General features: G+C 72.6%; 27 protein-coding genes. 10 read left to right on the top strand and 17 right to left on the bottom strand.

Annotated elements, in window-relative coordinates:
* Positions 1-63: 63 nt before the first annotated feature.
* The 4 genes from ACYVK5_RS14000 to ACYVK5_RS13985 form a co-directional block, all read right to left on the bottom strand.
* Positions 64-837, bottom strand: a complete 774-nt coding sequence (locus tag ACYVK5_RS14000) for a hypothetical protein (RefSeq protein ID WP_460705951.1) — start codon at positions 835-837, stop codon at positions 64-66.
* Positions 837-1,733, bottom strand: a complete 897-nt coding sequence (locus ACYVK5_RS13995; RefSeq protein WP_460705949.1) for a transporter substrate-binding domain-containing protein — start codon at positions 1,731-1,733, stop codon at positions 837-839. Before ACYVK5_RS13995 ends, ACYVK5_RS14000 begins: the two co-directional genes overlap by 1 nt.
* Positions 1,734-2,174: 441 nt before the next feature.
* Complete coding sequence (locus ACYVK5_RS13990) at positions 2,175-3,239, bottom strand: proline racemase family protein (protein ID WP_460705947.1); 1,065 nt, start codon at positions 3,237-3,239, stop codon at positions 2,175-2,177.
* Positions 3,226-4,338, bottom strand: a complete 1,113-nt coding sequence (locus ACYVK5_RS13985) for an alcohol dehydrogenase family protein (protein WP_460705945.1) — start codon at positions 4,336-4,338, stop codon at positions 3,226-3,228. The genes ACYVK5_RS13990 and ACYVK5_RS13985 overlap by 14 nt, the downstream gene beginning before the upstream one ends.
* A 133-nt stretch (positions 4,339-4,471) precedes the next feature.
* Between ACYVK5_RS13985 and ACYVK5_RS13980 the strand changes: the two genes are divergently transcribed.
* The 4 genes from ACYVK5_RS13980 (at position 4,472) to ACYVK5_RS13965 (ending at position 9,241) form a co-directional block, all read left to right on the top strand.
* Positions 4,472-5,500 carry a tyrosine-type recombinase/integrase gene (locus ACYVK5_RS13980; protein WP_460705943.1) on the top strand — a complete coding sequence of 343 codons (1,029 nt, stop codon included), beginning with the start codon at positions 4,472-4,474 and terminating at the stop codon, positions 5,498-5,500.
* A 171-nt stretch (positions 5,501-5,671) separates the two neighbouring features.
* Entirely contained in the window at positions 5,672-6,688 is a 1,017-nt protein-coding gene (locus ACYVK5_RS13975) for an ATP-grasp domain-containing protein (protein WP_460705941.1), read from the top strand.
* A complete protein-coding gene (locus ACYVK5_RS13970) occupies positions 6,685-7,950 on the top strand; it encodes a glycosyltransferase family 2 protein (protein ID WP_460705939.1) in 1,266 nt (421 codons plus the stop codon). The genes ACYVK5_RS13975 and ACYVK5_RS13970 overlap by 4 nt, the downstream gene beginning before the upstream one ends.
* Before the next feature lie 64 nt (positions 7,951-8,014).
* The gene (locus tag ACYVK5_RS13965) at positions 8,015-9,241 is read left to right on the top strand and encodes a hypothetical protein (RefSeq protein ID WP_460705937.1); all 1,227 of its coding nucleotides are present in this window, start codon (positions 8,015-8,017) and stop codon (positions 9,239-9,241) included.
* Here the strand turns inward: ACYVK5_RS13965 and ACYVK5_RS13960 are convergent.
* Together ACYVK5_RS13960 and ACYVK5_RS13955 are read right to left on the bottom strand one after the other, a co-directional pair.
* Complete coding sequence (locus ACYVK5_RS13960) at positions 9,144-9,896, bottom strand: sensor histidine kinase (protein WP_460705935.1); 753 nt, start codon at positions 9,894-9,896, stop codon at positions 9,144-9,146. The two genes, ACYVK5_RS13965 and ACYVK5_RS13960, sit on opposite strands and share 98 nt — an antisense overlap.
* Positions 9,893-10,972, bottom strand: coding sequence for a PIG-L deacetylase family protein (locus tag ACYVK5_RS13955; RefSeq protein WP_460705933.1), 1,080 nt, complete (start codon positions 10,970-10,972; stop codon positions 9,893-9,895). The genes ACYVK5_RS13960 and ACYVK5_RS13955 overlap by 4 nt, the downstream gene beginning before the upstream one ends.
* Before the next feature lie 248 nt (positions 10,973-11,220).
* On the opposite strand from ACYVK5_RS13955, the gene ACYVK5_RS13950 reads away from it, so the two are divergent.
* The 5 genes from ACYVK5_RS13950 (at position 11,221) to ACYVK5_RS13930 (ending at position 16,427) form a co-directional block, all read left to right on the top strand.
* The gene (locus tag ACYVK5_RS13950) at positions 11,221-11,595 is read left to right on the top strand and encodes a response regulator (protein WP_460705931.1); all 375 of its coding nucleotides are present in this window, start codon (positions 11,221-11,223) and stop codon (positions 11,593-11,595) included.
* A 523-nt stretch (positions 11,596-12,118) separates the two neighbouring features.
* Positions 12,119-14,044: a response regulator gene (locus ACYVK5_RS13945; RefSeq protein ID WP_460705929.1), complete on the top strand. Its 1,926-nt coding sequence runs from the start codon at positions 12,119-12,121 to the stop codon at positions 14,042-14,044.
* The gene (locus ACYVK5_RS13940) at positions 14,041-14,547 is read left to right on the top strand and encodes a pyruvoyl-dependent arginine decarboxylase (RefSeq protein ID WP_460705927.1); all 507 of its coding nucleotides are present in this window, start codon (positions 14,041-14,043) and stop codon (positions 14,545-14,547) included. The genes ACYVK5_RS13945 and ACYVK5_RS13940 overlap by 4 nt, the downstream gene beginning before the upstream one ends.
* Positions 14,537-15,079: a hypothetical protein gene (locus ACYVK5_RS13935; protein WP_460705925.1), complete on the top strand. Its 543-nt coding sequence runs from the start codon at positions 14,537-14,539 to the stop codon at positions 15,077-15,079. The genes ACYVK5_RS13940 and ACYVK5_RS13935 overlap by 11 nt, the downstream gene beginning before the upstream one ends.
* Positions 15,080-15,146: 67 nt before the next feature.
* Positions 15,147-16,427 (top strand): phospholipase D-like domain-containing protein, encoded by a 1,281-nt coding sequence (locus ACYVK5_RS13930; RefSeq protein WP_460705923.1) that lies wholly within the window; start codon positions 15,147-15,149, stop codon positions 16,425-16,427.
* Between the two features lie 25 nt (positions 16,428-16,452).
* On the opposite strand, the gene ACYVK5_RS13925 is transcribed toward ACYVK5_RS13930, so the two are convergent.
* The 8 genes from ACYVK5_RS13925 to ACYVK5_RS13890 form a co-directional block, all read right to left on the bottom strand.
* On the bottom strand, positions 16,453-17,067 hold the full coding sequence (locus ACYVK5_RS13925; RefSeq protein WP_460705921.1) for a MerR family transcriptional regulator: 615 nt from the start codon (positions 17,065-17,067) through the stop codon (positions 16,453-16,455).
* Between the two features lie 110 nt (positions 17,068-17,177).
* A complete protein-coding gene (locus ACYVK5_RS13920; RefSeq protein ID WP_460706301.1) occupies positions 17,178-17,657 on the bottom strand; it encodes a bifunctional nuclease family protein in 480 nt (159 codons plus the stop codon).
* A 39-nt stretch (positions 17,658-17,696) separates the two neighbouring features.
* Complete coding sequence (gene ftsR / locus ACYVK5_RS13915) at positions 17,697-18,452, bottom strand: transcriptional regulator FtsR (RefSeq protein WP_460705919.1); 756 nt, start codon at positions 18,450-18,452, stop codon at positions 17,697-17,699.
* On the bottom strand, positions 18,449-18,943 hold the full coding sequence (locus tag ACYVK5_RS13910; protein WP_460705917.1) for an FHA domain-containing protein: 495 nt from the start codon (positions 18,941-18,943) through the stop codon (positions 18,449-18,451). Before ACYVK5_RS13910 ends, ftsR begins: the two co-directional genes overlap by 4 nt.
* Before the next feature lie 132 nt (positions 18,944-19,075).
* Positions 19,076-20,449 (bottom strand): DUF881 domain-containing protein, encoded by a 1,374-nt coding sequence (locus tag ACYVK5_RS13905; protein ID WP_460705915.1) that lies wholly within the window; start codon positions 20,447-20,449, stop codon positions 19,076-19,078.
* A gap of 2 nt (positions 20,450-20,451) precedes the next feature.
* Entirely contained in the window at positions 20,452-20,784 is a 333-nt protein-coding gene (locus ACYVK5_RS13900; protein WP_460705913.1) for a small basic family protein, read from the bottom strand.
* Positions 20,781-21,689, bottom strand: coding sequence for a DUF881 domain-containing protein (locus ACYVK5_RS13895; protein ID WP_460705911.1), 909 nt, complete (start codon positions 21,687-21,689; stop codon positions 20,781-20,783). Before ACYVK5_RS13895 ends, ACYVK5_RS13900 begins: the two co-directional genes overlap by 4 nt.
* The gene (locus ACYVK5_RS13890; RefSeq protein ID WP_460705909.1) at positions 21,686-22,258 is read right to left on the bottom strand and encodes a CDP-alcohol phosphatidyltransferase family protein; all 573 of its coding nucleotides are present in this window, start codon (positions 22,256-22,258) and stop codon (positions 21,686-21,688) included. The genes ACYVK5_RS13895 and ACYVK5_RS13890 overlap by 4 nt, the downstream gene beginning before the upstream one ends.
* A gap of 324 nt (positions 22,259-22,582) precedes the next feature.
* On the opposite strand from ACYVK5_RS13890, the gene ACYVK5_RS13885 reads away from it, so the two are divergent.
* A complete protein-coding gene (locus tag ACYVK5_RS13885) occupies positions 22,583-24,610 on the top strand; it encodes a DEAD/DEAH box helicase (protein WP_460705907.1) in 2,028 nt (675 codons plus the stop codon).
* On the opposite strand, the gene ACYVK5_RS13880 is transcribed toward ACYVK5_RS13885, so the two are convergent.
* The 3 genes from ACYVK5_RS13880 to ACYVK5_RS13870 form a co-directional block, all read right to left on the bottom strand.
* Positions 24,552-25,088, bottom strand: a complete 537-nt coding sequence (locus ACYVK5_RS13880; protein WP_460705905.1) for a PH domain-containing protein — start codon at positions 25,086-25,088, stop codon at positions 24,552-24,554. The two genes, ACYVK5_RS13885 and ACYVK5_RS13880, sit on opposite strands and share 59 nt — an antisense overlap.
* 13 nt (positions 25,089-25,101) lie before the next feature.
* The gene (gene hisG / locus ACYVK5_RS13875) at positions 25,102-25,950 is read right to left on the bottom strand and encodes an ATP phosphoribosyltransferase (RefSeq protein ID WP_460705903.1); all 849 of its coding nucleotides are present in this window, start codon (positions 25,948-25,950) and stop codon (positions 25,102-25,104) included.
* A 148-nt stretch (positions 25,951-26,098) separates the two neighbouring features.
* Positions 26,099-26,362 carry a phosphoribosyl-ATP diphosphatase gene (locus ACYVK5_RS13870; protein WP_460705901.1) on the bottom strand — a complete coding sequence of 88 codons (264 nt, stop codon included), beginning with the start codon at positions 26,360-26,362 and terminating at the stop codon, positions 26,099-26,101.
* Positions 26,363-26,372: the final 10 nt, after the last annotated feature.

Here is a 26,372-nt window from a genome sequence, read left to right as displayed (position 1 = left end):
CGGCAGGGAACGGCGGGCGGGGGGCGACGCGGTCCGCCCGCTCCCCGCCCCCGCCGGCCGGTGTCAGTGGTGCAGGACCACCTTCGTGACCTGCAGGGTGACCCGGCACACCGGGTCGTCGTGCACCTGATCGATCGTGATCTCCACGGAGGCGGCACGCGTGGCGTCCTCGATGGACACCACCGCGGGCTCGCCCGACCGCGCCCGCGTCGCGGGCCCCTCGATCCCGTCCACCTCGGCGGCGACCACCATCCGGGCCGGATCGACGCACGACCCGGTCCCGGACTGGTTCGTCAGGTGCCCCACCACGGTGACATGCCCCCGCCCCGGGGGATCACCCGGGAGCCGGAGCCTCGCCCCGGCACAGTCCTCGTGACGCTCCGGCTCGCCGTCCGGACCGTCCACGTAGCAGTCGGCCAGGTCCAGATAGGCCAACTGCTCGATCTCGCCCGTCACGACCTGGGACGACGCCGACGAGTAGAACCAGGCGAGATAGCCACCCGCGCCGAGGACCAGGACGAGCGAGGCCGCCGCCGTCCACGTGAGCCGCGTGTGCTGCCGCGCGGTCCTCGCGATCCGCGTGGTCCACGACGGCGCGTCGACCCGCTGGGCGTACCGCCCGAACTGGAACCCGCGCTCGTAGACGGCGTTCCCGCCCCCGAAGAGTGCGACGTACCCGACGAGCAGCGCGGCGGCGTCGACCAGAGAACCCTCGCCCCGCACGAACTCGGCGACCACCGCGACCACGCACGCCACGATGCCCGCACCGAACACCACACCCCGCCGGGGCGTGACCAGCTCACGTGAGGGATCAGTACGCGATGACGCGCCGCTCATCAGCCCTCGCCCCCGTCGCCGGAACCGGGACACCTCTCGAAGTACCCCTTGGACGGCCGGTGGTCCTCGGGCACCGTGACGTCCGGCAGCGCGTTCTGGAACGCGTCCGTCCACCACTGGTCGATCACGGCCGTGTCGATCGCGTCGGTGAGCGCCTCACACTGGGCAGGAGCCGCGTCGTCGGTCGGCATACCGATGCCGTACAGCTCCTGATGACCGAACGCGGCATCCAGCACGGTCAGCTCACCGCCGGCCTCCTCCTGCAGCGGGGAACTCTCCGCCGCCAGACCGTAGAGGAGCAACTGATCCGTCGAGACGGCGTCGACCGTGCCCGCGACGAGCGCCCGCGTGCACTTGCCGAAACCCTCCTGCTCGTCGAGGACGGACCCGGGCAGGAACTGCACGATCTGCACCGCCGACGTGGTACCACGCGCCGCGCACACCGTCCGCCCGTCCAGGTCGTCCAGGCCCGAGATCCCGGACCCTTCACGTACCATCACACCCTGCTGGGTCGAGGCATAGGGGCCGGCGAACGTGACCAGCTCCTTGCGGTCGTCCGTGATCGAGTACGACGCGATCACAAGATCCACCCGCCCCTCGATCAGAGCGGTCTCCCGCTCGGCGCTCGCGATCGGCGTCGGCACCATGACGAATCCGCAGTGGTCGGCGAGCCAGCGCGCGAACTCGTAGTCGAACCCGCTCCAGCTGGCGTCGTCGGGGGAGTAGCTCCACCCCGGCAGGTCGCTGTGCAGGCCGATCGTGACGCGGTTCTTGTCGTCCCGGGGAACGTCCTGGACGCAGGCCGGCCCCGAGGTGCCCGGCGCGCAGCCCGTCGCCAGAGCCAGTACGATGGCGCACAATGGCGCGCTCACCAGCCTGAACAGGCTCGTTGTCATGGAGGGACGGTAGCAACCGGTGTCATGATGTTCCAGAGATTCCGTCAAGATTCCGATTAAGACCGTTGTGTTGCGCTATACACCGTTGTCTGGCGGCACGTGGCGCTCAGGGTGCCGGAGAGGCGAGGCGCACCCGCGCAAGCTGACGTCCGGGCCTGCGTTCCGAGGCCCGCGCAACGCAGGCCGGCTTCCGACTGGACAACCCGCCCGCGCACGGCGCACGGCGAGCACCACACGGAATCCTGACACCGCACGGATCCTGGCGGGGAGAGCGGCCCGGCGGAAGCGCCGTCGCACACGGAGTGGCGTCGTGCGCGGAAGAACCGTGCGACAGGGTGGTCGCGGGGGCCTTCCACCCCACCTCTACTCCCGCCGAAATGACATAATGTACATTATCGGTTGTCGTCCGTCGCCGGAGTATCAGGCAAGGGCGGCGTCGTGTCAGGTCGTGCCGGCCGGCGCCGAAAGCACGTGCTCCAGGTCCGAGGCGTCCACCAGCGGGTCGTCCAGGTCGACCGTGATGCGTGAGTGCGCCATCAGGCGTGCGCTGCCGGTGATCGTGGAATGCAGCGCCGGGTAGTCGCCGACCTGCGCGTTGTCCAGGACCGTGCCGACGAACCGGCTGCCTCGCGGCGAGATCGTCTCCAGCTCGTCGCCCTCGTGGATCTCGCCGCGCCGCGCCATCAGGGCCAGCCTCGCCGATGTCCCCGTGCCGGTCGGGCTGCGGCAGAGTACGCCGGGATGGACGTACGTCGCCGACGGCGACTCGTACCGGACATGGCCGTCCGCGGTCGTGCCCGTCTCCCGCACGGGTCCCATGAAATGGGCGAAAGGCAGCGGGCCGACGTCGCCCAGCTCCGGGTGCTCCTGCAGCAGGCCCGGGCGCGCCGCGCGTACGAACGCGTCACCGAACGCCGTGAGCGCGATCTGCTCGGACGCTCCCAGCGTGAAGTCGTGGCGTGAGGCGTCGACCATCGCGTAGTAGGCGCCGCTCCACACGAGGTCGAAGCGCACCTCGCCGTAGTACGGCACGTCGACGGCCAGGCCCTCGGCGGCCACGTACGCCGGCTCGCCCTGCGTGGTGATCGACGCGACCCGCCCGTCGACGACCCGCGCGCTGATCCGTGCCAGGCCCGCGGGCGACTCCAGGACCACGCTCTGCAGCCCCTCGCGCATCGGGATCATCCCGCTCTGCAGGAGTGCCGTCGCCGTGCAGATCGTGTTGGATCCCGAGTACAGCGGGTACCCCATCGCCTCCATGATGATGTAGCCGGCCTGCGCCTCGGGATGGGAGGGCTCCACGATCAGGTCGACGGACATCGCCGGGTCGCCGTACGGCTCGGACAGCAGCAGCCGCCGCAGCCCGTCGCCGTCGCTCTGCAGGTACCGGGCCTTGGCGAGCACCGAGGCGCCGGGCAGCGGGCCGACGCCGGCCACGACGATCCGGCTCACGTCTCCCCCGGACTGCGTGTCCAGCAGCTCCAGGGTCCGTTCACGATGCCGCATGAGGCGCTCCCACCGTGCTCCAGTGCCGGTCGGGCACGACGACGAGTTTGCCGACGTACGACTTGCCCAGGAAGGCCCGCTGCGCCTCGTGGAAGTCGGACAGTCGGAACGTGCGGTCCAGCAGCGGCCGGACGTCCCCGTTCTCGATGTATCGCACGAGCCGGCGGAACGCCGTCCGCGTGCCCTGCGAGGATCCGTGCAGTTCCAGCTGCTTGAGGTACACGGTGCGCAGGTCGAGCCCGACGACCGGCCCGCCGATGGCGCCCGCCGTCGTGTAGCGGCCCTCGGGCCGCAGGATCCGCAGCAGGTCGTTGAACATCGGGCCCGCGACCAGGTCGGCGACGACGTCGACCGGGCCGTCCACCATGTCCTCGACCGCGGCCACCAGGTCGGGGACGTCGCGCAGGACGACGTCCTCGGCGCCGATCGCCCGTAGCGCGTCCTCCTTGCCGGCGCTCGAGACGGCGTACGGGACCGCGCCGCGCACCCGGGCGAGCTGGAGGATCGCCGAGCCGACACCCCCCGACGCTCCCGTCACCAGCACCCGCTCCCCCGCGTCCAGGCGTGCCCGGTCGAGCATCTGCTCTCCCGTCAGGTAGGCGCAGCAGAACGTGGCGAGCTCGGCGTCGCCGATGCCGGAGGTGATCTCGTAGGCGTTCTCGGCCGGCACGGTCACGTACTCGGCGTAGCCGCCGTCGCGCCCGTGGCCGATGTAGTCGATGTCGGCGAGGCTGTCGTCGCCCTCGGGACGGTTGTAGATGCTGAAGTCCACCATCACGCGTTCCCCGACCCGCCCGGCGGGCACGCCCTGTCCGGTCGCCACGATCTCGCCGACCGTGTCGGTGCCCTGGATGCGGGGAAAGGTCAGCGTGGAGCGGCCGCGCCGCCAGGTGGAGACCGAGCCCGGGTCGGTCTCGGTGCCGTAGGCGCCCTCGCGGACCCAGACGTCGGTGTTGTTCATGCCGCAGGCGTGGACGTCGATCAGGACCTCGCCGGGCCCCGGCTCCGGTGTCGGGACGTCGTCACTGTAGACGAGCTGGTCGAGGCCCCCGTGACCGAGGAGCCGCACCGCCTTCATCACCGCGGGGATCGGTGTCATCTGTGCGAGCATAGGGGCACATCCGGGTCGGCGCCGACCGCACCATGCACCCGCCCCGCACGACGGGTCCCGCTGCTCGCGCGTATCGCTCGCGTGAATGTCGATGTCAGTGTCTGCACATAGTCTGACCTGCATGGTTGCACCACCCCGTCTGGAACGCATCACCGTGGACGAGGCCGTCCGCCGCTATCTCGCCGCCGTCGAGGTCGACACCGTGCGCGACATCCTCTCCCCCGCCACCGCACGCAGCTACACCCGCGACGTGGCGGAGTTCGCGCGCCTGACCGGCCCCGCCACCGTGCTGGACGACATCAGCGGTGCCGACGTGGACGCCATCCTCGTGCGCTACCAGGCCGCGCCGGATGCCCGGTTCACCGACCCGGGCGCCAAGGCGGGCCCCGGCCGCTCCACCGCAACCGTCAACCGGTTCCGGCAGTCGGTGTCGCGGTTCTTCTCCCATGCCGCCCGGGAGTGCTGGGTGCAGGCCGATCCCATGCAGTGGGCCTCGCCCCCGGCCAGGAGCCGTGAGCCGCTGCGTACCGCGCGCACCGCTCTGTCCGCGGGCGCGGCCCGCTCCCTCCTGTCGGCCGGCGATGCCGCGCCCGCCCGCGCCGACCAGAACCTCGCCGCTCGCGACCGGCTCGTCCTCGCGCTCCTCCTGGTCCTCGGCCCGCGTGTCTCGGAGCTGGCGCGGGCCGACGTCGCGGACGTCACCCGGGACGAGGACCACGTCACCTGGCGCATCCGCGGCAAGGGCGGCGCGACCCGGACCGTCGCCCTCAGCCCCCCGCTCGCCGAGGCGCTCGACGCCTACCTGACCGGCCTGCGGCCGGGTCTCGCCGCACGCCGGCCCGACGACGCCGACGCGCAGCGGGCGCTCCTGCTGTCCTGGCGCGGACGGCGCATCGACACCCAGGCCGTCCGCGGCCTGCTGCGCCGCGCCGTCGACCGCATGCCCTCCCGGACACGCCGCGAGGCCACCCCGCACGCCCTGCGTCACACCACCGCGACCCTGCTCGTCGCCGAGGGCTGGGACGTCAAGGTCGTGGCGGAGCTCCTCGGGCACGCGTCCATCGCGACCACCGGCGTCTACCTCGACCGGATCGACGGCGAGCTCGCCGCGGCGATCCGGTCCCACCCCCTGGCGGCAGCGATCGAGTGAGAGCGGGAGCCCCGGCATCGGATTCACCCGGCCGGACGGGCGATCCCGAATGTGTTCTCGCACACGGCGGGCCAGACTCGGAGGGGAGGCCGCGCGCCGCCTGCGATGATGCTGCCCGCTCGCGCGGCCTCCTGGATCCCGACCAAGGAGCCTGCCGATGCGGATCGTCCGATGACCTCCCTTCTCGTGACAGGTGCTGGCGGTCCCGCGGGCCGCGCGCTCGGTGCACTGCTCGCGGCCCGCGCCGCGGCGGGCGCCGACGTGACCTGGGTCGGGGTCGACATCGCTCCCGTGACGGACCGGCACTTCCCGGTCACGGATCTGGCGCCCCGCGCCGACGCGTGGGACTACGTCATCGGCATGCGGGACCTCATCGGCAAACACTCGCCCGACCTCGTGATCCCCACCGTGCAGGAGGAGTTGCCGCGGATCGCCGTCCTCGCCCGGACACTGGGCCTGCCTACCTGCGGCGGGCCCGCTGCCGGTCTCACCGGTACGCCCGATACGCCCGGCCCGGTCGGCACCGTGGTGACCGCCGACCCGGGGCCCGCCGCGATCGCCGCCGACAAGCTGCTCACGATGCTGGCGCTCGACCGTGCCGGGGTGCCAGTCCCCCGGTACGCCCCGGCCACGGACTTCGCCGACCTCCGGGAGGCGCTCGCCTGGGCCCGCGGGCCGGTCGTCGTCAAGCCGCGGGTGTCACGCGGCGGGCGGGGCGTCAGGCTCCTCGAGTCCCCGGCGGACCTGCCCGGCCCGGCGGCCTGGGCCGGACTCGACGCCTCGTGGATCGTGCAGTCTTTCGCGGGCGGCACCGAGTACTGCCCGCAGGCGTACCGCGCGCCCTCCGGCACGTGCACCGTGGTGGTCCTGGAGAAGACCGTCCTGAGACAGGGCCGGGTGGGCAACGCCGACGCCGTCGTGGGTTGCGCCGACGCCGCGTCCGACGTCCGGGAGACCGCCCACCGGGCCGTCGACGCGCTCGGCCTGACCGGCCCCGTCGACATGGACGTCCGCCGCGACGCCACGGGCAGGCCCGTCGTGCTGGAGGTCAACGGCCGGTTCGGCGCGAACTGCTCGCACGCCCCGGAACTGCTCGACGAGGTACTCGCCGCCTCGGCCCTGCCGGGTCGCCACGACCCGCGGTCCGCGTCGCCGCACCGACCATCGTCCGGCCGGGGACTGCGATGACCGGGATCCTCGCCGCGGCGGCCCTCGTGTCCGGCATGACGATCCTCGCCGTCGGCCTGGTGCGGCTGCTGGTCGTACCGTGCGCCATCTGGTTCGGGGCACGCCACCGGCGTCCACCGAGAGGCACCAGCCGGCACGTCCGGGCCGCCCGTGGCCAGCTGCCGGTCGACCCACCCTCGATCTCCGTCATCGTGCCCGCCTACAACGAGGCCGTCGTGCTCGACGCCTGCGTGCGGTCCATCGCCCGCAGCGACTACCCCGACTTCGAGGTGGTGTGCGTCGACGACGGCTCCACCGACGACACCTACGCCCGGCTCGTGGCGCTCGAGACCAACCTGCCACGCGTCCGTGCCCGCACGCAGCCCAACGGCGGCAAGGGCGCCGCACTGAATCACGGCATCAGGCTCGCACGGGGCGAGATCCTGGTGCTGGTCGACGCCGACGGCGTCTTCCGGCCCGACACGCTCGCCGAGATGATCCACGCCTTCACCGACCCCGGCATCGGCGCCGTGTGCGGGGACGACCGGACCGTGAACCTCGACCGCGTGCAGACCCGGTACCTTGCCCTGATCAGTCACGTCGGGACCGGCCTCGTGCGCCGCGCCCTGGACGTGCTGCACTGCCTGCCGATCGTCTCGGGCAACACCGGCGCGTTCCGCCGCGACGTCCTGGAACGCACCGGCCTGCTGCGTGAGGACACCGTGGGTGAGGACCTCGAGCTCACGTGGCGGGTCTACCGGGCGGGCTACCGTGTCGCGTTCGCCCCCCGTGCGCTGGTCCACGCCGAGTCGCCCTCCACGCTGCGCGGACTGTGGAGGCAACGCGTGCGCTGGAGCCGCGGCCTGCTGCAGGCCGTCCGGCTGCACCGCGGCATGATCGGCAACCCGCGCTACGGCATGTTCGGCCCCTACCTGGCGTTCAACCTCGTCGCGCAGGTGCTGCTGCCCCTGATCCAGGTCGCCGCGTTCGCGGTCCTCGCCGCGCTCGCGTTCCTCGGCGCGCCGTCCGCCGTGCCGGACACCTTCTGGGCGGTGGTCCTGTTCGCCGGGCTACCGCTCTCCCTCGCGCTGCTCCTGCTGGCCGTCCTCCTCGACCGTTCCCCGCGCGACCTCCGGCATGCGTGGACCCTGCCGCTGTGGCCGTTCTACTCGGCGCTGCTGAGCCTGGTCATGATCCGCGCGATCTGGCTGGAGCTGCGCGGCGTCGAGAACCGGTGGAACAAGCTGGACCGGACCGGCACCATCTCCATCGACACCGGATAGATCCGTCTCCGCCGGCTTCCGGCGAGCGCCAGGGCAGGACCGAACGGGACAGAGGACGGAACCCATGGACCATCACCGCACGCTCCGTACCGGGACAACGGGCGCGACCGTCGCCCTTGCCACCGCCCTCGCCGTGCCGCTGTCCGCCTGCACCGCGGATCCGACCCCGCCGACGGTGGACCGCCCGCTGCTCGTGGCACCCGACTTCCAGTCGATGAGTTTCGGCATCGAGGACATCGTCGATCCGGAGCAGGACTGGGACGCCGTCGAGGAGCGGCTCGACGACGCGCACGTCAACGCCGTCACCCTCGCGGCCGGCCGGGTCGAGTGGACGGCGTTCGACTGGCCCGACCACCCCGAGGTCGCCGCAGAGCCCGGCCGGGATCACCTGGCCCACGCGATCGACAATCTGGCGCACGGGTCCGACGACGAGCCGCGGTTCGTCGATCTCCTGATCGACGCCCTGACGCCCGCGTGGATCGCGCGGGACCCGGCGGTGGGCGGAATCGGCGCCGACGGCGAGCCGGCGGTCAGCCAGCCGTCGGCCACCGCGGTGCACGACGGTCCCGTCGGTGATCGCTACCTCGAGCTGCTGGAGGAACTCGCCCGCCGGTACGAGCCCGACCAGATCACGTTCACGGAGCTGAAGTTCGACGACGAGACCTTCGGTGACGACGACGCAGCCCTGTACCGGGAGATGACGGGCGCACAGGACTGGCCGCGACGGGACGGCGGAAGCATCGACACGGAGGCGCCGGAGATCAGTGCCTGGCGGTCGCGGGTGCTCGCCGGCTTCGTGGGCCGCGCGGCCACGGTGCTGGACGAGGTGGCCGCCGAGACGGGTAGACGGCCCAGCCTCGCGGTGGACGTCCTCGTCGACTGGGACGACCCGCACGCCGAACGGCCCGATGCCGGTCATGACTACGGCCTGCTCGCCCGGCACGCCGACCGGCTGGTGCTGTGGGCCTTCGTCGGGATCCCCCGCCGGAACCGGACGCCCGACGACGTCGATCGGCTCACCGCGGCACTCGCTCGTTCCGATGTCCCGATCGACAGCTTCACCGTCTCGGTGGGGCTCTGGGAACTTGAGGGGGGACGGGCCTCGACCATCGAGGAGCAGGCGAAGATCACGCCCGGGGAGATGACCGGCGCGCTCCGTGGCGCCCGCACGAACGGCGTCACGGCGGTCAACGTCACTCCGTACGTCCTGATGACGGACGAGCACTGGACCGCGCTGAGCGAGGTGTGGACCCGGCGTCCGCCGACGAGTTCGTCGGCAGTGTCACCCTGACGCGGGTTCCCTCGCCGGGGGCGCTGTGCACCTCCAGGCCGCCGCCGTGCGCGTTGGCGATGGCCTGCGCGACGGGCAGGCCCAGCCCGATGCCGAGAGCCTGCCGGCCCTGCGCGTGGCGCGTGCGACGGAGGCGCTCTGTGAGCCGGTCCAGCTCGGCGCGCCCCATACCGGCCCCGGTGTCCGCGATCTCGATCACCGCCGCCCCGTCGCGCGGACTGGCCCGCAGCGTGACCGCACCACCGCGCGGCGTGGACGTGATCGCGCGACTCAGCACGGTCTCGATCACCTGCGCGAGAAGCTCCGCATCGCCCCGCACCGGCACCGGGCCGTCCGCCACCACCGTGACCGACACGCCGGCCGCCCGAGACGCCGGATCGAGCCTCTCACGGCAGTCACGCGCCACCCGGCCGAGGTCCAGGCCCTTCCGATCCATGCCGAGCTCTCCTGCCGAGATCTCCGCGCCCACGATAAGCTCGTCGATCGAGCGCAGCAGGCGCCGCCCGTTGCGCTCGATGACGTCCACGTACTCGCGCTGCTCGTCGGTCAGTTCCTGGGCGCGCAGGAGTTGCGCGTAGCCGAGCACCGAGGCCAGCGGCGAGCGTAGTTCGTGGCCGACCGTGCCGATGAGGTCGTCCGGCGGTGGCGTGCTCACCGGTGTCCCCGTTCTCCCGTGGCGCCGTGTGCGGGGTATTCGGCGGCCGGTGCCAGGCGCATCGTGGACCGCACCGTCTCGAGCGGTTCCGCGTACCGGCTGCGCGTGAATCGTGACCAGTACCGGGCGGTGGCCAGCACGATGTCGTCGGCCATGTAGGCCCGGTGCGCCTGCGAGGCGAACGCGCGCAGCATGCGCAGCTCGGTCTCCAGGTGCTCGGCGATGTCGACGAACCGGTCGGGCCGGTACTCGATCGTCGACGAGGGGCTCTGGAAGCACGCCACGTCCATGACGGCGCGGGCGGCGACCTGCACGGTCTGGTGCACGGCCCGGTGGTCCTGGTGCCGGTCGTGGTCGCTGTGGGTGTAGACCTGGTCCGGCCGGAACTCGCGGATCACCTCCTCCACCGCGGTGATCGGGCCCGACGCCGGGTCCAGGTGGGTGTCCTCGAAGCCGAGATGGATCAGCCGGGCGCCGACGATCTCCGCGGCGGCCTTGGACTCCAGGTACCGGGCCTCGGCGGTCCCGCCGACGGCGCCGCCCGACATCGTGAGGATCACCAGCCGGTCCCCCGCGTTCGCGTGTGCGGCGAGCGTTCCCCCGACGCCGATCTCGACGTCGTCCGGGTGGGCGCCGACCGCGAGCACCGTCTTCGTGCGGTTCGCCTCACGTCGTGCGCGGCCTCGGCGGGCAAGCGTGCTGGCGCGTTCGGCGAGCAGTTCGACGTCCACGGGTTTGACCAGGAAGTCGTCGACGTCGCCGCGCAGGGCGTCGACGGCGTAGTCGACCCGGTTGTGCGCGGTCAGGATGATGACCGGGACGCCCGCGGCCAGCCGGTGTACTTCCGGCAGGATCTGCAGGCCCGAGCGGCCGGGGAGCTGGATGTCGATCACGACGAGGTCGAAGCTCTCGACCCGGAGTGCTGCCAGTGCGGTTTCCGCGTCCTCCGCCACGACGGTGGTCAGCCCGGCGTTCTTCTCGAGCACCGTGCGGGTGAACGTTCGTGAGTCCGGGTCGTCCTCGACGATCAGGGCGGACCAGGTCTCGGATGCAGTACCTGTGGTGTCGTCAGTCATCGGCCCTTCTTCGCTCAGGGGGCATCGGTGCCCTCGGCCGCTCCGTCTACTCCGACGGTAGGCATGAACGGCCCCGGCCGCCTGTCTGGGCGCGCCGGATGCCCGTCGGAGGGGGTGCGGGTACCCGTTCCCGTGGGACGATGAAGAGCCAGCTGCCCTCGCACAGGTGCCGCCGATCGGGTGGGGTGCGGCTGGCTGGGAGGGCAGATGCCGGAATTGCTCGGGACGGCCGGCACGGAGGCGTTCCGATGAGCCGCCGGATCCTGGTGGTCGACGACGAGGAGGCGATCCGCGATATCGTGCGGACCGGACTGGAGATGGTCGCCGGATGGGACGTGGACGTCGCTGCCGACGGCGTCCAGGCGGTGGCGATGTGCGGGGCTGATCCACCGGACGCGGTCCTGCTGGACGTCATGATGCCGACCATGGACGGGCCGACGACGTTCGCCCGCCTCCAGGAGGATCCGCGCACCAGGAGCGTGCCCGTGATCCTGCTGACCGCGAAGGTGCAGCCGGCGGAGCGTCGCCGGTACGAGGAACTCGGCGTCGCCGGTGTGCTCGCCAAGCCGTTCGATCCGCTCACCCTTCCCGACCAGATCGCCGGCCTCCTCGGATGGCGCTGACCGGCGCCTCCCTGATGGCCGACGGGTGTGGCGTGCACGGCTGAACTGCCGGTCCTGCGGTAGTGCCCTACGCTCGGGCGCATGGCGTCGGGGCTCCCGGCCGCGCGGCCGGGGAACGGATTCGCTCGTTGGTGCTGGGTGGCCGGCATCGCGATGCTCCTGCTCGTCCTCACGTTGTCCGGTCCCCTTGACCGGGACATACGCGAGCAGGTGTCCACGTCGGCGCTCGTCGGCGCAGGCGTCGTCACGGCGGTGAGCTGTGGGTGGCGTGCCGCGCAGTCGAAGGAGCGCCGCCGGCGGGCATGGGGGTTCCTGTCGCTCGGCGCGGTCGTCGGGCTGGCCGGCAATGTCTACGCGGGCTGGTCGGCGACCCGGGGGCGGGCGACGGCATCTACATCACCGCTCTCCTGCTCGGTGTGGTCGGCCTCTCCCTCTTCCCGGATGTCTGGTCGTTGCCGTCGTCGTCCGCCAGATCCTGGTCGTCCTGGACAACGATTCGCTGCGTCACGGGCTCGAGCGGCGCGTGCGTGACCGCACCGCGCAGTTGCGCTCGCTCGCGAGCGAGCGTGAACGGACACTGGAGTCGGTAGCCGAGGGCATCTACGGGGTGGACCCCGTGGGGCGGGTGACCTTTGTCAACGCGTCCGGCGCGCACACGCTCGCGGCCACCCCCCGCGAGCTCGTCGGGCGTGACGCACACGCCACCTTTCACGCGCCTGGTGATGACGGCATGCCGTTCCCGGCGGAGGACTGCTACATCACCCAGGCGCTGCGCGACGGGGTCACGGTCACGGCCGAACAGGACGTCTACCGGCGCCTCGACGGGTTGGACGTCCCGGTCGAGGTCACCGCGAGCCCGCTGCGCGACGACGGGGGCATCCGTGGTGCCGTCGTGGCCTTCCGCGACGTCACCGAGCGGCGCGAGATGGAGCGCATCAAGGACGAGTTCGTGTCCGTGGTGAGCCACGAGCTGCGCACCCCGCTGACGGCGATCCACGGCGCGCTCGGCCTCCTCGACAGCAACGCCCTCGACGGCGCGCCCGAGCAGGCGGCGCGCATGGTCCGTATCGCGCTCACGAGCAGCGAGCGGCTCGCCCGGCTCGTGGACGACATCCTCGACGTCGAACGCCTGGACGCGGGCACGACGCCGCTGCAGCTGGCGGAGCACCGGCTCGACGCGCTCGTCGCCGCCGCGGTGGACCAGGTCTCGGTCCTCGCGGACGAGGCGGGGATCCACCTGAGCTTCGACGGCTCCGCGGACGTGGTCCGCGCGGACGACCGGCGCATCGTGCAGACGCTGACCAACCTCCTGGGCAACGCCGTGCGGTTCTCCGCCCGCGGCAGCACCGTCCGCGTCACGGTCCTGCCCGCCGGGGATCTGGTCGAGCTGCGCGTCGACGACGAGGGCCGCGGCATCCCCCCGGACAAGCTGGAGGCGATCTTCCGCCGGTTCGAGCAGGTCGACACCTCCGACACGCGCGAGCGCGGCGGCTCCGGGCTCGGGCTGGCCATCGCCCGCACCATCGTCGAACGACACGGCGGGCGGCTGTGGGCCGTCAGCGAGGGAGAGGGCCGGGGTTCGAGCTTCCGGTTCACGCTGCGCCGCGCCGCCCTGCCGCTGACCCGCATCCCCGGACGGCAGCCGGACGACGTGCCCGTCACGACGCGCGTGGTCGTGGTTGACGACGACCACGCCGTCGTCGACGTGCTCCGCACGGTGCTGGAGGAACGCGGGTACGACGTCGTCGGCGTCACCGACGGGCGGGCGGCGCTCGAGGTCATCGAGGCCGAGCACCCCGCCGCGATCGTGCTCGACCTCGCGATGCCGGGCACCAGCGGGGCCGAGGTCCTCAGCCGGCTGCGGCAGTCGGCCGCCACCGCCGACGTGCCCGTCGTCGTCCTGTCCGGCACCCGCCCGAGCGCGGCGCTGGAGACCGCCGCGCTGGCCGACGACTGGCTCGTCAAGCCCGTGGACCCCGCGCGCCTCATCGAGACCGTCCGTGACGTCATCCGGCGCCAGCCGCACCACAACAGGGTCCTCGTCGTCGAGGACGACGACGACCTGCGCACGGTGGTGGCGACGGTCCTGGAGCACGGCGGGCTCGCCGTCGCGCAGGCCCGCACGGTGCGTGAGGCACGGGACGCCCTCGCCCACGGCGCCGACCCGGACCTCGTCGTCCTGGACCTGACGCTCCCGGACGGCAGCGGGCACGAACTCGTGGCCGACCTGCGCCGCGACGGCCGCCTGCGGCGGGTCCCCCTCGTCGTCTACTCGGGCGCCGAGGTCGGCGCGCAGGAACGCGCGCACCTCCACCTGGGCCGCACCGTCTTCCTCAGCAAGCACCGCGCGGCCCCGGACTCCGTCCTGCGTTCCGTGCTCGACCTCCTGGACGCCGCCACCGGTCACACCGGCGAGACCGGGAGACTCCCCTCCTCAAGGACGCCGTGAACGCCCCCCTGACGATCCGCCTGAGCTCCGGCACCGGCACGGGCCGGACCGCACTCGCCGCGTTCGACGCCGCCCTCGCCACCGCGGGCGTGAGCGACTTCAACCTCATCCGCCTCAGCTCCATCATCCCTCCCGGCAGCCACGTCCTCGAGGTCGACGGCCGCGAGCAGCTGCCCGGCACCCACGGGGACGCCCTGTACTGCGTGTACGCGCGGGCGCACGCGGTGTTCCCGGGCCACGAGGCCTGGGCGGGCATCGCCTGGTCGCGACGCGACGACGGCAGCGGCGCGGGACTCTTCGTCGAGCACGACGGACCCTCGCGCGAACAGGTCACCGCGGACCTCACCCACAGCCTCGAGGACCTCTCGGCCACCCGCGGCGGCGCCTACCGCCCGGAGGGCCGCCAGGTCGTGGGCGCTACCTGCGTCACCCTGCCGGTGTGCGCCGTCGTCGTCGCCGCCTACCGGCGGGCGGGCTGGGAGGACCTCGACCGTGGACACTGACATCACCTTCGCCACGACCGTCCGCGGTGAGCTCGCCGACCACCTCTGGGAGCTCTACCTCCGCGCGTTCGAGCCGTTGCGCACCCGCGCCGCCGCCCGGCACGTCCTGCACCGCGGCGAGTTCGACGACGAACTCGCCGACCGGCGCGTGACCAAGCTCCTCGCCCGTGACGAGCACGGCGCCGCCGTCGGACTGACCACCCTCGCCACCGACCTCGCCGCCGTGCCGTGGGTGAGCCCGGAGTTCTTCGCCACCCGTTACCCCGAGCACGCGGCCCGCGGAGCGATCTGGTACATCGGATTCACGCTCGCCCACCCGGGCCGGCGCTCCACCCGCACCTTCCTGGACATGATCGACGCGCTCGCCGCGCACCTCGCCGAACATCGCGTCGTGTGCGCCTACGACACCTCCCGGTTCAACGACGACTCCCTGCGATTCGCCGACCACCTGCGCCGCCACCTCGAACGCACCCGCGACGTGACCGTCGAGACCGTCGACCGGCAGACCTACCATGCCGCCACGTTCCACTGACGGGACACCACCGTCGGGCCCGGAAAAAGTCCCGCGGGCTTCCCGGGCTCCCGGTAGCGTGAGCCTCGTGCCGTCTCGCAACATCTCCGGACTCACCATCGACGTCGCACCCGACCTCCTCGGCCGGGCGCGGAAGTTCGCCGTGCGCGCCGGCCTCGTCGCCGCCGCCGTCCCCGTGACCGTCGCGGCCGCCCTGACGATCACCGACGCGGTCCGCCGGCGCATGCACCCCCTCACGGCGACCTTCCCCACCGAGAAGCCCCTCACCGAGTACGTCGAAGAGACCGCCACCACCATCTACACCTACGGCGCCGACCTGTACGAGTCCATGCTGGAAGCCATCCACGGCGCCCGGCACACCGTCATGCTCGAGACGTACATCTGGAAGGACGACACCGTCGGCCGGCAGTTCAAGCAGGCCCTCATCGACGCCGCCGCCCGCGGCGTCAAGGTGTACGTCGTGGTCGACGGCTTCGCCAACCTCGTCGTCCCCCACTCCTTCTTCCGCTTCCCGCCCGACGTGCACCTGCTGCGCTTCCCCGCGTTCCGGCCCGGCATGATCGCGCTCAACATCCGCAAGTCCGGCCGCGACCACCGCAAGATCCTCGTCGTCGACGACCGCATCGGCTACGTCGGCGGCTACAACATCGGCTCCCTCTACGCCACCCAGTGGCGCGACACCCACATGCGGCTCGAAGGCCCCGCCGTGTGGGAACTGCGCAACGCGTTCGTCGACTTCTGGAACCGCCAGCGCACCGGCCGGCTCCCGCAACTGGTCGACGTCGGCTCCGACACCTGGCTCCCCCACCTCAAGGCCGCCCGCAACGCCCCCTCCGAGCTCGTCTTCCCCATCCGCGGCATCTACCTCGACGCCATCGACCGCGCCACCAGCCACGTCTACATCACCCAGGCCTACTTCATCCCGGACCACGACATCCACGACGCGCTCCTCGCCGCGGCCGCCCGCGGCGTCGACGTCCGGGTCCTGGTCCCCCACCGCTCCAACCACGTCGTCGCCGACTGGCTGGCCCGCGGCCTGTACACCTCGCTCCTGCGCGGAGGCGTGCGGATCTTCCTCTACCAGGACGCCATGGTCCACGCCAAGACCGCCACCGTCGACGCCCGCTGGACCACCATCGGCACCGCGAACATCGACCGCCTCAGCCTCACCGGCAACTACGAGGTCAACCTCGAGATCGTCGACCCGGCCCTCGCCGCCCGCATGGAGGACGTGTTCCGCCTCGACCTCACCAACGCCCGCGAGCTCACCATCGACCAGTGGGAGCGGCGCTCGCGGCTCGCGAAGCTCGGCGAGGCCCTCATCTCACCGCTGCGGCCGCTGCTGTAACGCGTACGTCAGCCCGCCGCGTACGTCAGCCCGCGTTGCGCGCCTTGTCGCGTTCGAGGCGGCGGCGGGTGAACTCGTCGTCGCTCCCGGTGAGGCCTTCGCCCTGCCCGGTGCCGGCGTCGGGCCCGAACGTCTCGGTGGGCAGCTCCGCGAGCGTGCCCTCGATCTCGCGCCACACCCGTCCGACGGCGATGCCGAACACGCCCTGGCCGCCCTGGACGAGGTCCACGACCTCGTCGGCGGACATGCACTCGTACACCGACGCGCCGTCGGACATGAGCGTGATCTGCGCGAGGTCCTCGACGCCGCGCTCGCGCAGGTGGGTGACCGCGGTGCGGATCTGCTGGAGGGAGACGCCCGTGTCGAGGAGTCGCTTGACGACCTTGAGCACGAGGATGTCGCGGAAGCTGTAGAGCCGGTGCGTGCCGGAGCCGGTGGCCGGCTTGATGCTCGGCTCGACGAGGCCGGTGCGCGCCCAGTAGTCGAGCTGCCGGTAGGTGATCCCGGCGACGCTGCACGCCGTCGTCCCGCGGTAGCCGGTGGACGCATCCCGTTCGGTCAGGTTCTCGCCGAAGAGGAGACCCTGAGCGCCGTGCGGGATCGGCTCGCTTGCGGCTCTGACCTCACCATGGGTGTTCACTGTGCCTCCTGGAAAGTCTCATGACCACGCTAGGGCTGCCCGCCGCGTTCCCGGGCCAAGCCGCTCGGCGTGTCGCGCCGCGATGTTGCCGTCCGGGTGCGGCGGCCGGTTCACTGGCCCGGTGGACCGGAGAAGTCCTCCGGGCTGACGTGGTCCAGGAAGGCGCGGAACTTCTCCATCTCCTCGCGCTGCTCCACGTCCACGATCTCGACGCCGGCCAGCGCCACGATCTCGGCGGAGCACAGCACGGGGCTGCCGGTGCGCACGGCGAGGGCGATCGCGTCCGACGCGCGTGAGTCGAGCCGGGCCCCGCCGGACAGGACCAGCTCGGCGAAGTAGATGCCGCCCTCCAGGGCGACGATCTCGACCCGTTCCAGCTCGACGTTGACCGCGGCGAGCACGTCGCGCAGCAGGTCGTGCGTCATGGGGCGGGGGGTGGCCAGGCCTGCCTGCGCCATGGCGATCGCGCTGGCCTCCCGCGGGCCGATGACGATCGGTACCGCGAGATCGGCAGCGCTGTCCAGCAGCAGGACGACGATCTCCTGATCGCGCTGTTGCTGGCGTACGCCGAGGATCTCCACGGGAACCATCGGTACGTCTGACGTCACCGTTTCACGGTATGCCGCGCGTCAGAGATCCGCCACACCCTGGCGGACCCAGATCGCGTGCAATCGGGTCAGGAGTTCCCCGATCTCGGTGGCCATGGCGGCGGCCTGGCCCTGTGCGCCGGCCGCCTGCCGGCCGCGCCAGGGCGCGACCACCTGGTCGGCCAGGGCGACCTGACGGTCCGCGGCGCCGCGCAGGGTGCGCAGGTGGCGAGGTTCGATCCCGTGCTCGGCCAGCGCCACGGCGATCCGGACGACGTCGACCGACCCGGCGCCGAGCATGCCGTGGCCGGTCTCCTCGACGGCGCCGGCCCGGATCAGGTCGTCGACGAGCTGCGGCGACGCGCCGGCCGCCTCCGCGACCTGCTCCTGCGTCCAGCGGCGGCGGGCCGACGACTCCGCGGGCGCGAGACGCGGGGCGGGCCGCGCCTCGTCGTCGCCCGCGTCCATCGCGGCCAGCCGCTCCTTGATGACCTTGAGCGGCAGGTAGGAGTCACGCTGCTCGGTCAGGACGTACCGCAGACGCTCGACGTCGGCCTGGCTGTACTGGCGGTAGCCCGACGGCGTGCGCACCGGCGTGATCAGCCCCTGCTCCTCCAGGAAGCGCAGCTTCGAGTGCGACACGTCGCCGAACTCGGGGGCGAGCGCCCGCAGCACGTCGCTGATCCGCATCGTGGCCTGGCGGGAGATACCCCGCGGCCACGGCTCGGTGTCCTGCCCGGTGGCTCGCCCGACCGGCCGCGGGTCGTCCGCGGCTCGGCGGGCGGCCCCCGGCCTCACCGCTGCGGCACCCCCGGGAAGGCCTGCGGCGCGGCCTGCGGGCTGGCGTGGAAGGTGAGGCGGAACTTGCCGATCTGCACCTCGTCGCCCGTGGTGAGCACAGCGCCGTCGATCCGTTCCCGGTTGACGTACGTGCCGTTCAGCGAGCCGATGTCCCGCACGGTGAACGTGTCGCCGGCGCGCACGAACTCGGCGTGCTTGCGGGAGACCGTGACGTCGTCGAGGAAGATGTCCGCCTGCTCGCTGCGACCTGCCACGCACCGGTCGGTGTCCAGGAGGAAACGGGCGCCGAAGCCGGGGCCGCGCTGCACCACGAGCAGGGCGGAGTGACGCGGCAGCGCGGCGACGGCCGCGGCCTCCTCGGGGCTGAGGGCGGTCCGTCCCGCGGCGGCGGCAGCGTCGTCCCCGGTCGGGAAGACGATACGGCCGAGGTTGGCCGTGGTCGCCGTGGGGTCGGGGCCCGGATGAGGCTGGCCACTGGGGTCGGTCATCGGGTCTCCTCGGTGTGGGAACGGTTCGGGCGTCTCGCCCGTGTGGCGCCGGGCGGCGGCACGGGTGCTGTCACGTGCGGGTTCACGGGTAGCCCGGTCCGAACCAACCTACATGGCACCGGCGGGGATCGGCTACTCTTCGCTCGGTTCGGCGTGCTCGGGATCGGCAGGGGTCCGCGTCGCGTCGACGACGACGTGCTCCTGCCGCGTCACCTCCGCGGTCGCCCCGGCGTCGCGCAGCGTGGGCAGCGCGCCGCCCGGGATCTCCAGGGCGCGGTCGACGGTCTCCGGGTCCCCGATCGCCACCCATGTGTACGGCGCCTCGAGCAGATGGCCGTCCAGGAGGATCCGCGCGTCCTCGTCGACCGTCTCCTCGAAGTGGCTGCTGGTGACGATCCTCACGTCGTTGACCTGCTGGGCCTCGACGCCGGCGTTGCGCAGCTCCTCGAGCATGTTGAACATGTTCGCCGCCGTGACGGTCCCGGGCCGGGCATGGATCTCGACGAGCACGCCGGGGCCCTGCGCCGGCAGGCGCCCGGACAGGATGCCCTCGTACTCGGCGCGCTGCTCGGCCAGCTCACGTGCCGCGCGGTCCTGGCCGTCGGCCGACAGCAGGTCGTCACGCGCCTCGGTCAGGTTGGCGACCTCGTCGTCGAGCTGCTCGCCGCGCTGGGTGACCTCGTCGAGCAGGCGGACGAGCTCGTCCTGCCGCAGCGAGGCGAGCTGATCGCCGGTGGACTGCGCCACCTGCACGGCGAGCGCGAACCCGAACGCGACGCACAGCGCGGCGGCGATGTACTCGGCCCGCCGGTTGCGCGGCCGGAACACCTCCCACAGCCGCCGGGGCCCTCGGGCACGCACGGGCCGGGCGTCACCGGGGTCGCCGTCACCGTTGCCGGGGGCGTCCGCGCCCCGGCTGGACGACGGCACGGCCGCGGACGGCACCGCCGTGTCCGGCACCGCGTCGTCCGGCACCGCTGCGTCCGGCACCGCTGCGTCCGGCACCGCTGCGTCCGGCACCGCGTCATCCACGATCGCTGTCGTGTCGCGGTTCTCGTTCCGCGGAGCCTCGGCCCCGCCCGTCCTGGTGTCGTCGCCACCTCGGAGCGCGATCGGTGCCGTGGCCGGCTCCGGAATCGGGGCCGTCCCGGTGCCGTCCTCCCGTGGCGCGGCCGCCTCGGCCGGGTCCGTCCCCGGCTTCGTCTCCTCGGTCCGCTCCGGCGCCGGTTCGGGAGCGGCGCCGGTCTGTGCCGCTCCCGCGGCGGGGAGGCCGCCCTCGGGCTGTCCCGGGCTGTCGTCCGGAAGCGCCGAGGCTTCGGCGTCGTCCGGCTCGGCGTCGTCCGGCTCGGGGCCCTCGGGCGCGGGCGGTCCGAGCGGTTCGCGGTCGCCGGACCGCGGCTCGGGGTGCTCGGCCGCCGGCGCCTCCGCGGCCGTCTCCTCGCGCGGTTCGGTCTCCGCGGTGCCGTCGCGGTCCGGAGCCGGCTCGTGGTGGTGCTCGTCGCTCATGCTCAGGCCTTGAAGATGTTGCGGCGGATGGACGCGGCGTTGGAGAAGATCCGGATGCCGAGCACCACGATGACCGCGGTGGACAGCTGCGAACCCACGCCGAGCTGGTCGCCGAGGAACACGATGAACGCGGCGACGAGGATGTTGAACAGGAACGAGGTGAGGAACACCCGGTCGTCGAACATGCCCTCGAGGGCGGCACGCAGGCCGCCCGCCAGGGCGTCGAGCGCGGCGACGACGGCGATCGGCAGATAGGGCTGCAACGCCACCGGCACGGTGGGCTGCAGGATGAGGCCGGCGACGACGCCGACCACGAGGCCGATGACTGGGATCATGCTCCGTCCTTCGCTGTGTCGTCCTGCTCGTTCTGGTCCGTGCCGGAGCTTGCCGGCCCGGCCGGTTCCCCCGCCCAGCGCAGCGTCTGCGGCCGCCCTGCGGGCAGGTGCAGCTCGTCGGCGCCCTGGACGCCCGACTCGATGCCCTGCGTGCCGAGCACCTGAAGGAACGCGGGGCCGCTGGAGCGGGCGAACTCGACCTGGAGCTTCTCCGGGTCCCCGATCGCCTCGACCCGGTAGGAGGGCCCGTTCAGGGGCTGCAGGTCGACGAGGATCGCGTCGCCGGCGCTGCGGATGGCGCTGACGGCGGTGAGGCGCTCCCCGCCGACGGCGATCGCCTCGGCGCCCGAGGCCCACAGCGCGTTCACCACGAACTGCAGGTCGGTGTCCCACACGCGCTGGTCGCCGTCGTCGTCGGCGAGCCCGCCGTCTGTCAGGGTGACCACGACGCCGGGACCGCTGACCGCGGTGGTGCCGTTGGCGAGCGTGTCGAGGTCGTTGGTCTCGCGCAGGGAACTGGGCAGCGTGCCGGCGCCCTCCAGTTCGTCGACCTCGGCGGCGAGCGCGACCGACCGGTCCGTGAGGGCCTCGATCTCCAGGCTGCGTTCGACGACCTGGTCGGCGAGCAGGGAGCGGGCCTGGGTGGCGGCGGGCTGCGGGGCGCGCAGGTGGAGGACCGCGCCGGTGACGACGACACCGAGGCCGACGGCCACGAGCATGGCCACCACGAGGGAGGGGACGCGCGGTTCGGTGCTTTCGCCGGCGGCGGCGCGCCCGGCGCGGCGTTCCGCGGCGGCGGCGTATCCGGGGTCGAGCGGGCGTTTCATGACCTCGTTGAGGAGGGTCATGGAGGCGTCGGGACGACGCCGGGGCGGGGGCGCCGTGTCGTTCGTGCCGTCGCTCATCCGCGGGCCGCCAGACGCCGTACCTGAGCCACGTACTGCAGTCCGGCGAACCAGTACAGGGCGACTCCCCACCAGGTGAAGGCCCAGCCGACGACGTGGGCCGTGGTGCCGACGGCGCCGCCGGCCTCGGCGAGCAGGAGCAGCGGGAACGCGTACAGGAGGGCGAAGGTCGCGACCTTGCCGGCCTGGCTGACGTTGAGCGTGCCGTAGCCGAGGCGGGCGAGCACGGGGACGGTGAGGGCGAGCACGAGGTCTCGCGCGAGGATCGCGGCGACCAGCCAGAGCGGCACGATCTCGCGCCAGGCGAGGCCGAGCAGGGTGACGAAGATGAAGAGCCGGTCGGCGAGCGGATCGAGCATCTGCCCCAGACGGCTGACCTGGTGCAACGACCGGGCGAGCACGCCGTCGAGCCAGTCGGTGACACCCGAGACGGCCAGCACCACCAGGGCCCACACGTCCTGGTGCGCGACGATCAGGACCGCGAACACCGGGACGAGCGCCAGGCGCACCATGCTGATCGCATTGGGCACGGTGAGAACCCGGGAGCTGATCTCCTGTCCCCTGGACACATACACCGCCTCACGCCTGCTGTTCCTTCCCGTGCGCGCCATCCTACGGGCCGGGTGTTGCCGATCCGCACAGGGCCTCCGGGCGCGTCCCCGCCCGGCGTCTGCCGGCGTGGTGCCGCACGTCACCCCGTCCCCGTCTGGCCTGCGCCGTGACCCTCCGCGTAGGATGGTGTCCGATCCCCCTGGAGTTGGTCGCCTTTCTGCGCGTGTCGGCGTGAGTCGCCGGAGCGAGTGTGTGTTCGCCGAGTGAGCGACCGGGGCCAGGCGCCAGAGGCGCCACGTGGCCCGGACTCCCTCTCGACGACGAACGGTTCGATACCCCTCATGCCCGTTGCTGCCCTGACCACCCCTGCGCCCGAAACTCCGGCCGACCCGGCCACCGAACCTGCGACGACCGAACCCTCGACGCCCTCACCGGCGACGGCGGAGCCCGCCACGTCCGCCCCGGCCGAGCCGGAGCAGCGGTTCGACGACCTCCCCCTGCCCGCCGCGCTCCTGGCCGCGACCCGCGACCTGGGCTTCACCACGCCGTCGGACATCCAGGCGGCCGCGATCCCGCCGCTGCTGGACGGCCGCGACATCACCGGCGTCGCCCAGACCGGCACCGGCAAGACCGCGGCGTTCGGCCTGCCGCTGCTGGCCGCCGTCGACCCGGCCGCCGACGTCGCCCGCGGGCGCGTCCAGGCACTCGTGCTCGCCCCCACCCGCGAACTGGCGATGCAGGTCGCCGACGCGATCGAGTCCTTCGCCACCCACCTGCCCGGCATGCGCGTCCTGCCCGTGTACGGCGGCGCGCCCTACATGCCGCAGCAGCGGGCGCTGCGCGACGGCGTGCACGTCGTGGTCGGCACCCCCGGCCGCATCATGGACCACATGGAGCGCGGCTCGCTCGTGCTCGACGACGTGAAGTTCCTCGTCCTGGACGAGGCCGACGAGATGCTCCGCATGGGCTTCGCCGAGGACGTCGAGAAGATCTTCTCCACCGCACCCCGCGAGCGTCAGGTCGCCCTGTTCTCCGCGACCATGCCGCCGGCGATCCGCAAGGTCGCCGACCAGCACCTGAACGACCCGGTCGAGATCGCCGTCACCCGGCAGTCCTCCACCGTGACGTCCGTCCGCCAGACGTACGCCGTGGTCCCCTTCCGGCACAAGACCAGCTCCCTCGTGCGCGTCCTGGCCACCTCCGACGCCGACGCCGCGATCGTGTTCACCCGCACGCGCGGCGCCGCCGAGGACGTGGGCTCCGCGCTCCTGGAGCGCGGCATCTCCGCCGCCACCATCTCCGGCGACGTGGCCCAGAAGGACCGCGAGAAGATCGTCGAGCGGCTGCGCTCCGGCGCCCTGGACGTCCTGGTCGCCACCGACGTCGCCGCCCGCGGCCTCGACGTCGACCGCATCGGCCTGGTCGTGAACTTCGACCTGCCGCGCGAGCCCGAGGCCTACGTGCACCGCATCGGCCGTACCGGCCGCGCGGGCCGCACCGGCAAGGCCCTCACCTTCGTCACCCCGCAGGAACGCGGCCTGCTGCGCCGCATCGAGCGCACAGTCCGCACCCGCCTCGAGGAGGCGGACATCCCCTCACCGCGCGACGTGTCCGCGCACAAGTTCGCCACCCTCCTCAAGCAGGTCTCCGCCCGGCGCGACGCCGGACGCCTCGACCTGTACGCCGACATGCTGCGCACCTACCTCACCGAGAACACGGCGAGCACGCCCGGCACGGAGGACACCACGAACGCGGACACCACCGCGGACACCACCACCACGCCGGCGGACGTGTCCGCCCCGGCGGGCGACGAGATCGTCCAGATCGCCGCGGCGCTCGCGGCGATGGCCGTGGGCGACGACGGCCCGCAGGCGCGCGCCGAGCAGGAGGAGTACGAGCGCGAGCGCACGCAGGCGACCCGGCGCATCACGCACGACGCGGAGCGGCACGACCGCTCCGGGGAACGCACGGGACACCGGGACCGTCCGGCTCGCGGGCCGCGCGACCACAGCCGGTCGGGCACGCGCTACCGCCTCGCCGTGGGCCACACGCACGGGGTGAACCCGGGCGGCATCGTGGGCGCGCTCACCAACGAGGGCGGGCTGACGGGTTCCGACGTCGGCAAGATCGACATCTTCGGGTCCTTCTCGCTGGTCGACATCAGCGCACCGCTCGACGAGCCGACCATGGACCGGCTGAGCCGGGCCCGCGTCGCGGGCCGGGCGCTGCGCATCCAGGTGGACCGGGGTGCCCCGGCCCGCCGCGAGGGATTCGACCGTGACGGGTTCGACGGCGACCGCCGGGGCGGCTTCAGCCGTCGTGAGGGCGGCCGGGATCGGGGTCCGCGGTCTCACCGTGCTCCGCGATGAGCCCGACGAGGCGTCGCGCCTCGCTCATGCCGTGCTCGCCGTCGGCCCGCTGGATGGCCATGACGGCGAGCACGGTCCCGTCGGCCAGGTCGAGGTGCACCCACGGGTCTCCTGACCCGAACCGCACCGCGATGATCTCCGCCCACTCCAGGCGCCGTCGTCGGACGTAGTTGACGACCGTCAGACCCGTCCGGTCCGGTTCGGCGCGCACCGCGGCGAACCGGACCGTGAGCAGAGCGAAGAACAGCCCGACCGCGATGATCGACACGCGGTTCAGGGTGCTGGTGGCGCCGGGTCCCTCGGCGATCAGGACGACCAGCACGCAGCCGGCCGCGAGGGCGACCCCCATGGACCACGCCGTCGGCGTGGTGAACCGGCCGCGGAACGTGCGGTAGCGGACCGGGTCCGGGCCTTGCGGCCCTCCCCGGTCGGCGTCGTGTCCGCCCTGCTGGTCGCCGTTGTCCCCGGGGGTACCCACGTGCGGTCTCCTTCTACATGCGGCTGGCGTGGATCGACGTCACGATGATGGCGCGTGCGCCGATGTCGTGCAGGGCGTCCATCACACGGTTGGTGTCGCCGCGCGGCACCATGACCCGGACCGCCGACGCGTCACGGTGGTGCTGCGGCGAGACCGTGGGCGACTCGAAACCCGGCGTGATCCGCACGGCCTGCTCCAGCAGCTCGTTCGGCACCACGTAGTCCATCAGAACATAGGAGCGCGCCGTGATGACGCCCTCGAGACGGCGCGTCAGGGTACGCACCCCGGGCGGCGCGACGGCGTCGGCCTGCCGGATCAGCACGGCCTCGCTCGTGAGGATCGGGTCGCCGAACACCTCCAGGCCGGCGGCCTTGAGCGTGCTGCCGGTCTCCACGACGTCGGCGATGAGGTCCGCCACCCCCAGCCCGACGGAGCTCTCCACGGCGCCGTCCAGGTGGACCACCTCGGCCGGTTCGACGCCCTGCTTCGCCAGGTGGTCCGCGACGAGCGTCGTGTACGACGACGCCACCCGGCGCCCCGCGATGTCGCTCACCTCGCGCATCGTCCCGACGGGCGCCGCGAACCGGAACGTGGACCGCGCGAACCCGAGAGCCAGGTGCTCGACGGCGTTCGCCCCGGAGTCCAGCAGCAGGTCACGGCCGGTCACCCCGGCGTGCACGGTGCCCGCGCCGACGTAGACGGCCACGTCACGCGGACGCAGGAAGAAGAACTCGCACCCGTTGTCGGGATCGGCGAGCACCAGCTCACGGCTGGAGCGGCGCTGCCGGTAGCCGGCCTCGCGCAGCATCTCGGACGCGGGCTCGGACAGGGACCCCTTGTTGGGAACCGCGATACGCAACATGTCTGTGTTTCCTTCTCAGGCGTGCGGGAACTCGGCGAGCGGACTTGCCGACCCCCGCTTTCCTTGTCGGACGGACGGCTGGGCTGCGAGCGGGCCTGCGGAACCCGGCGGTCGGGCCATCGGTGGCCGGACCGCCGGGACCTGCCCGCTACAGATGCGCGTACACGTCCTCGAGGGTGAGTCCCTTCGCGAGCATGATCACCTGCAGGTGATACAGCAGCTGGGAGATCTCCTCGGCGGTGGCGGCCTCCGACTGGTACTCCGCGGCCATCCACACCTCGGCCGCCTCCTCGACCACCTTCTTGCCGATGGCATGCACGCCGGCGTCCAGCTGCGCCACGGTGCCCGACCCTGCCGGACGGGTCGCGGCCTTCTCGGAGAGCTCGGCGAACAAGGACTCGAAGGTCTTCACGGCCCCGAGC

This window comes from Myceligenerans halotolerans, from assembly GCF_054782975.1.
This window is presented reverse-complemented; position numbering and strand designations above follow the sequence as displayed.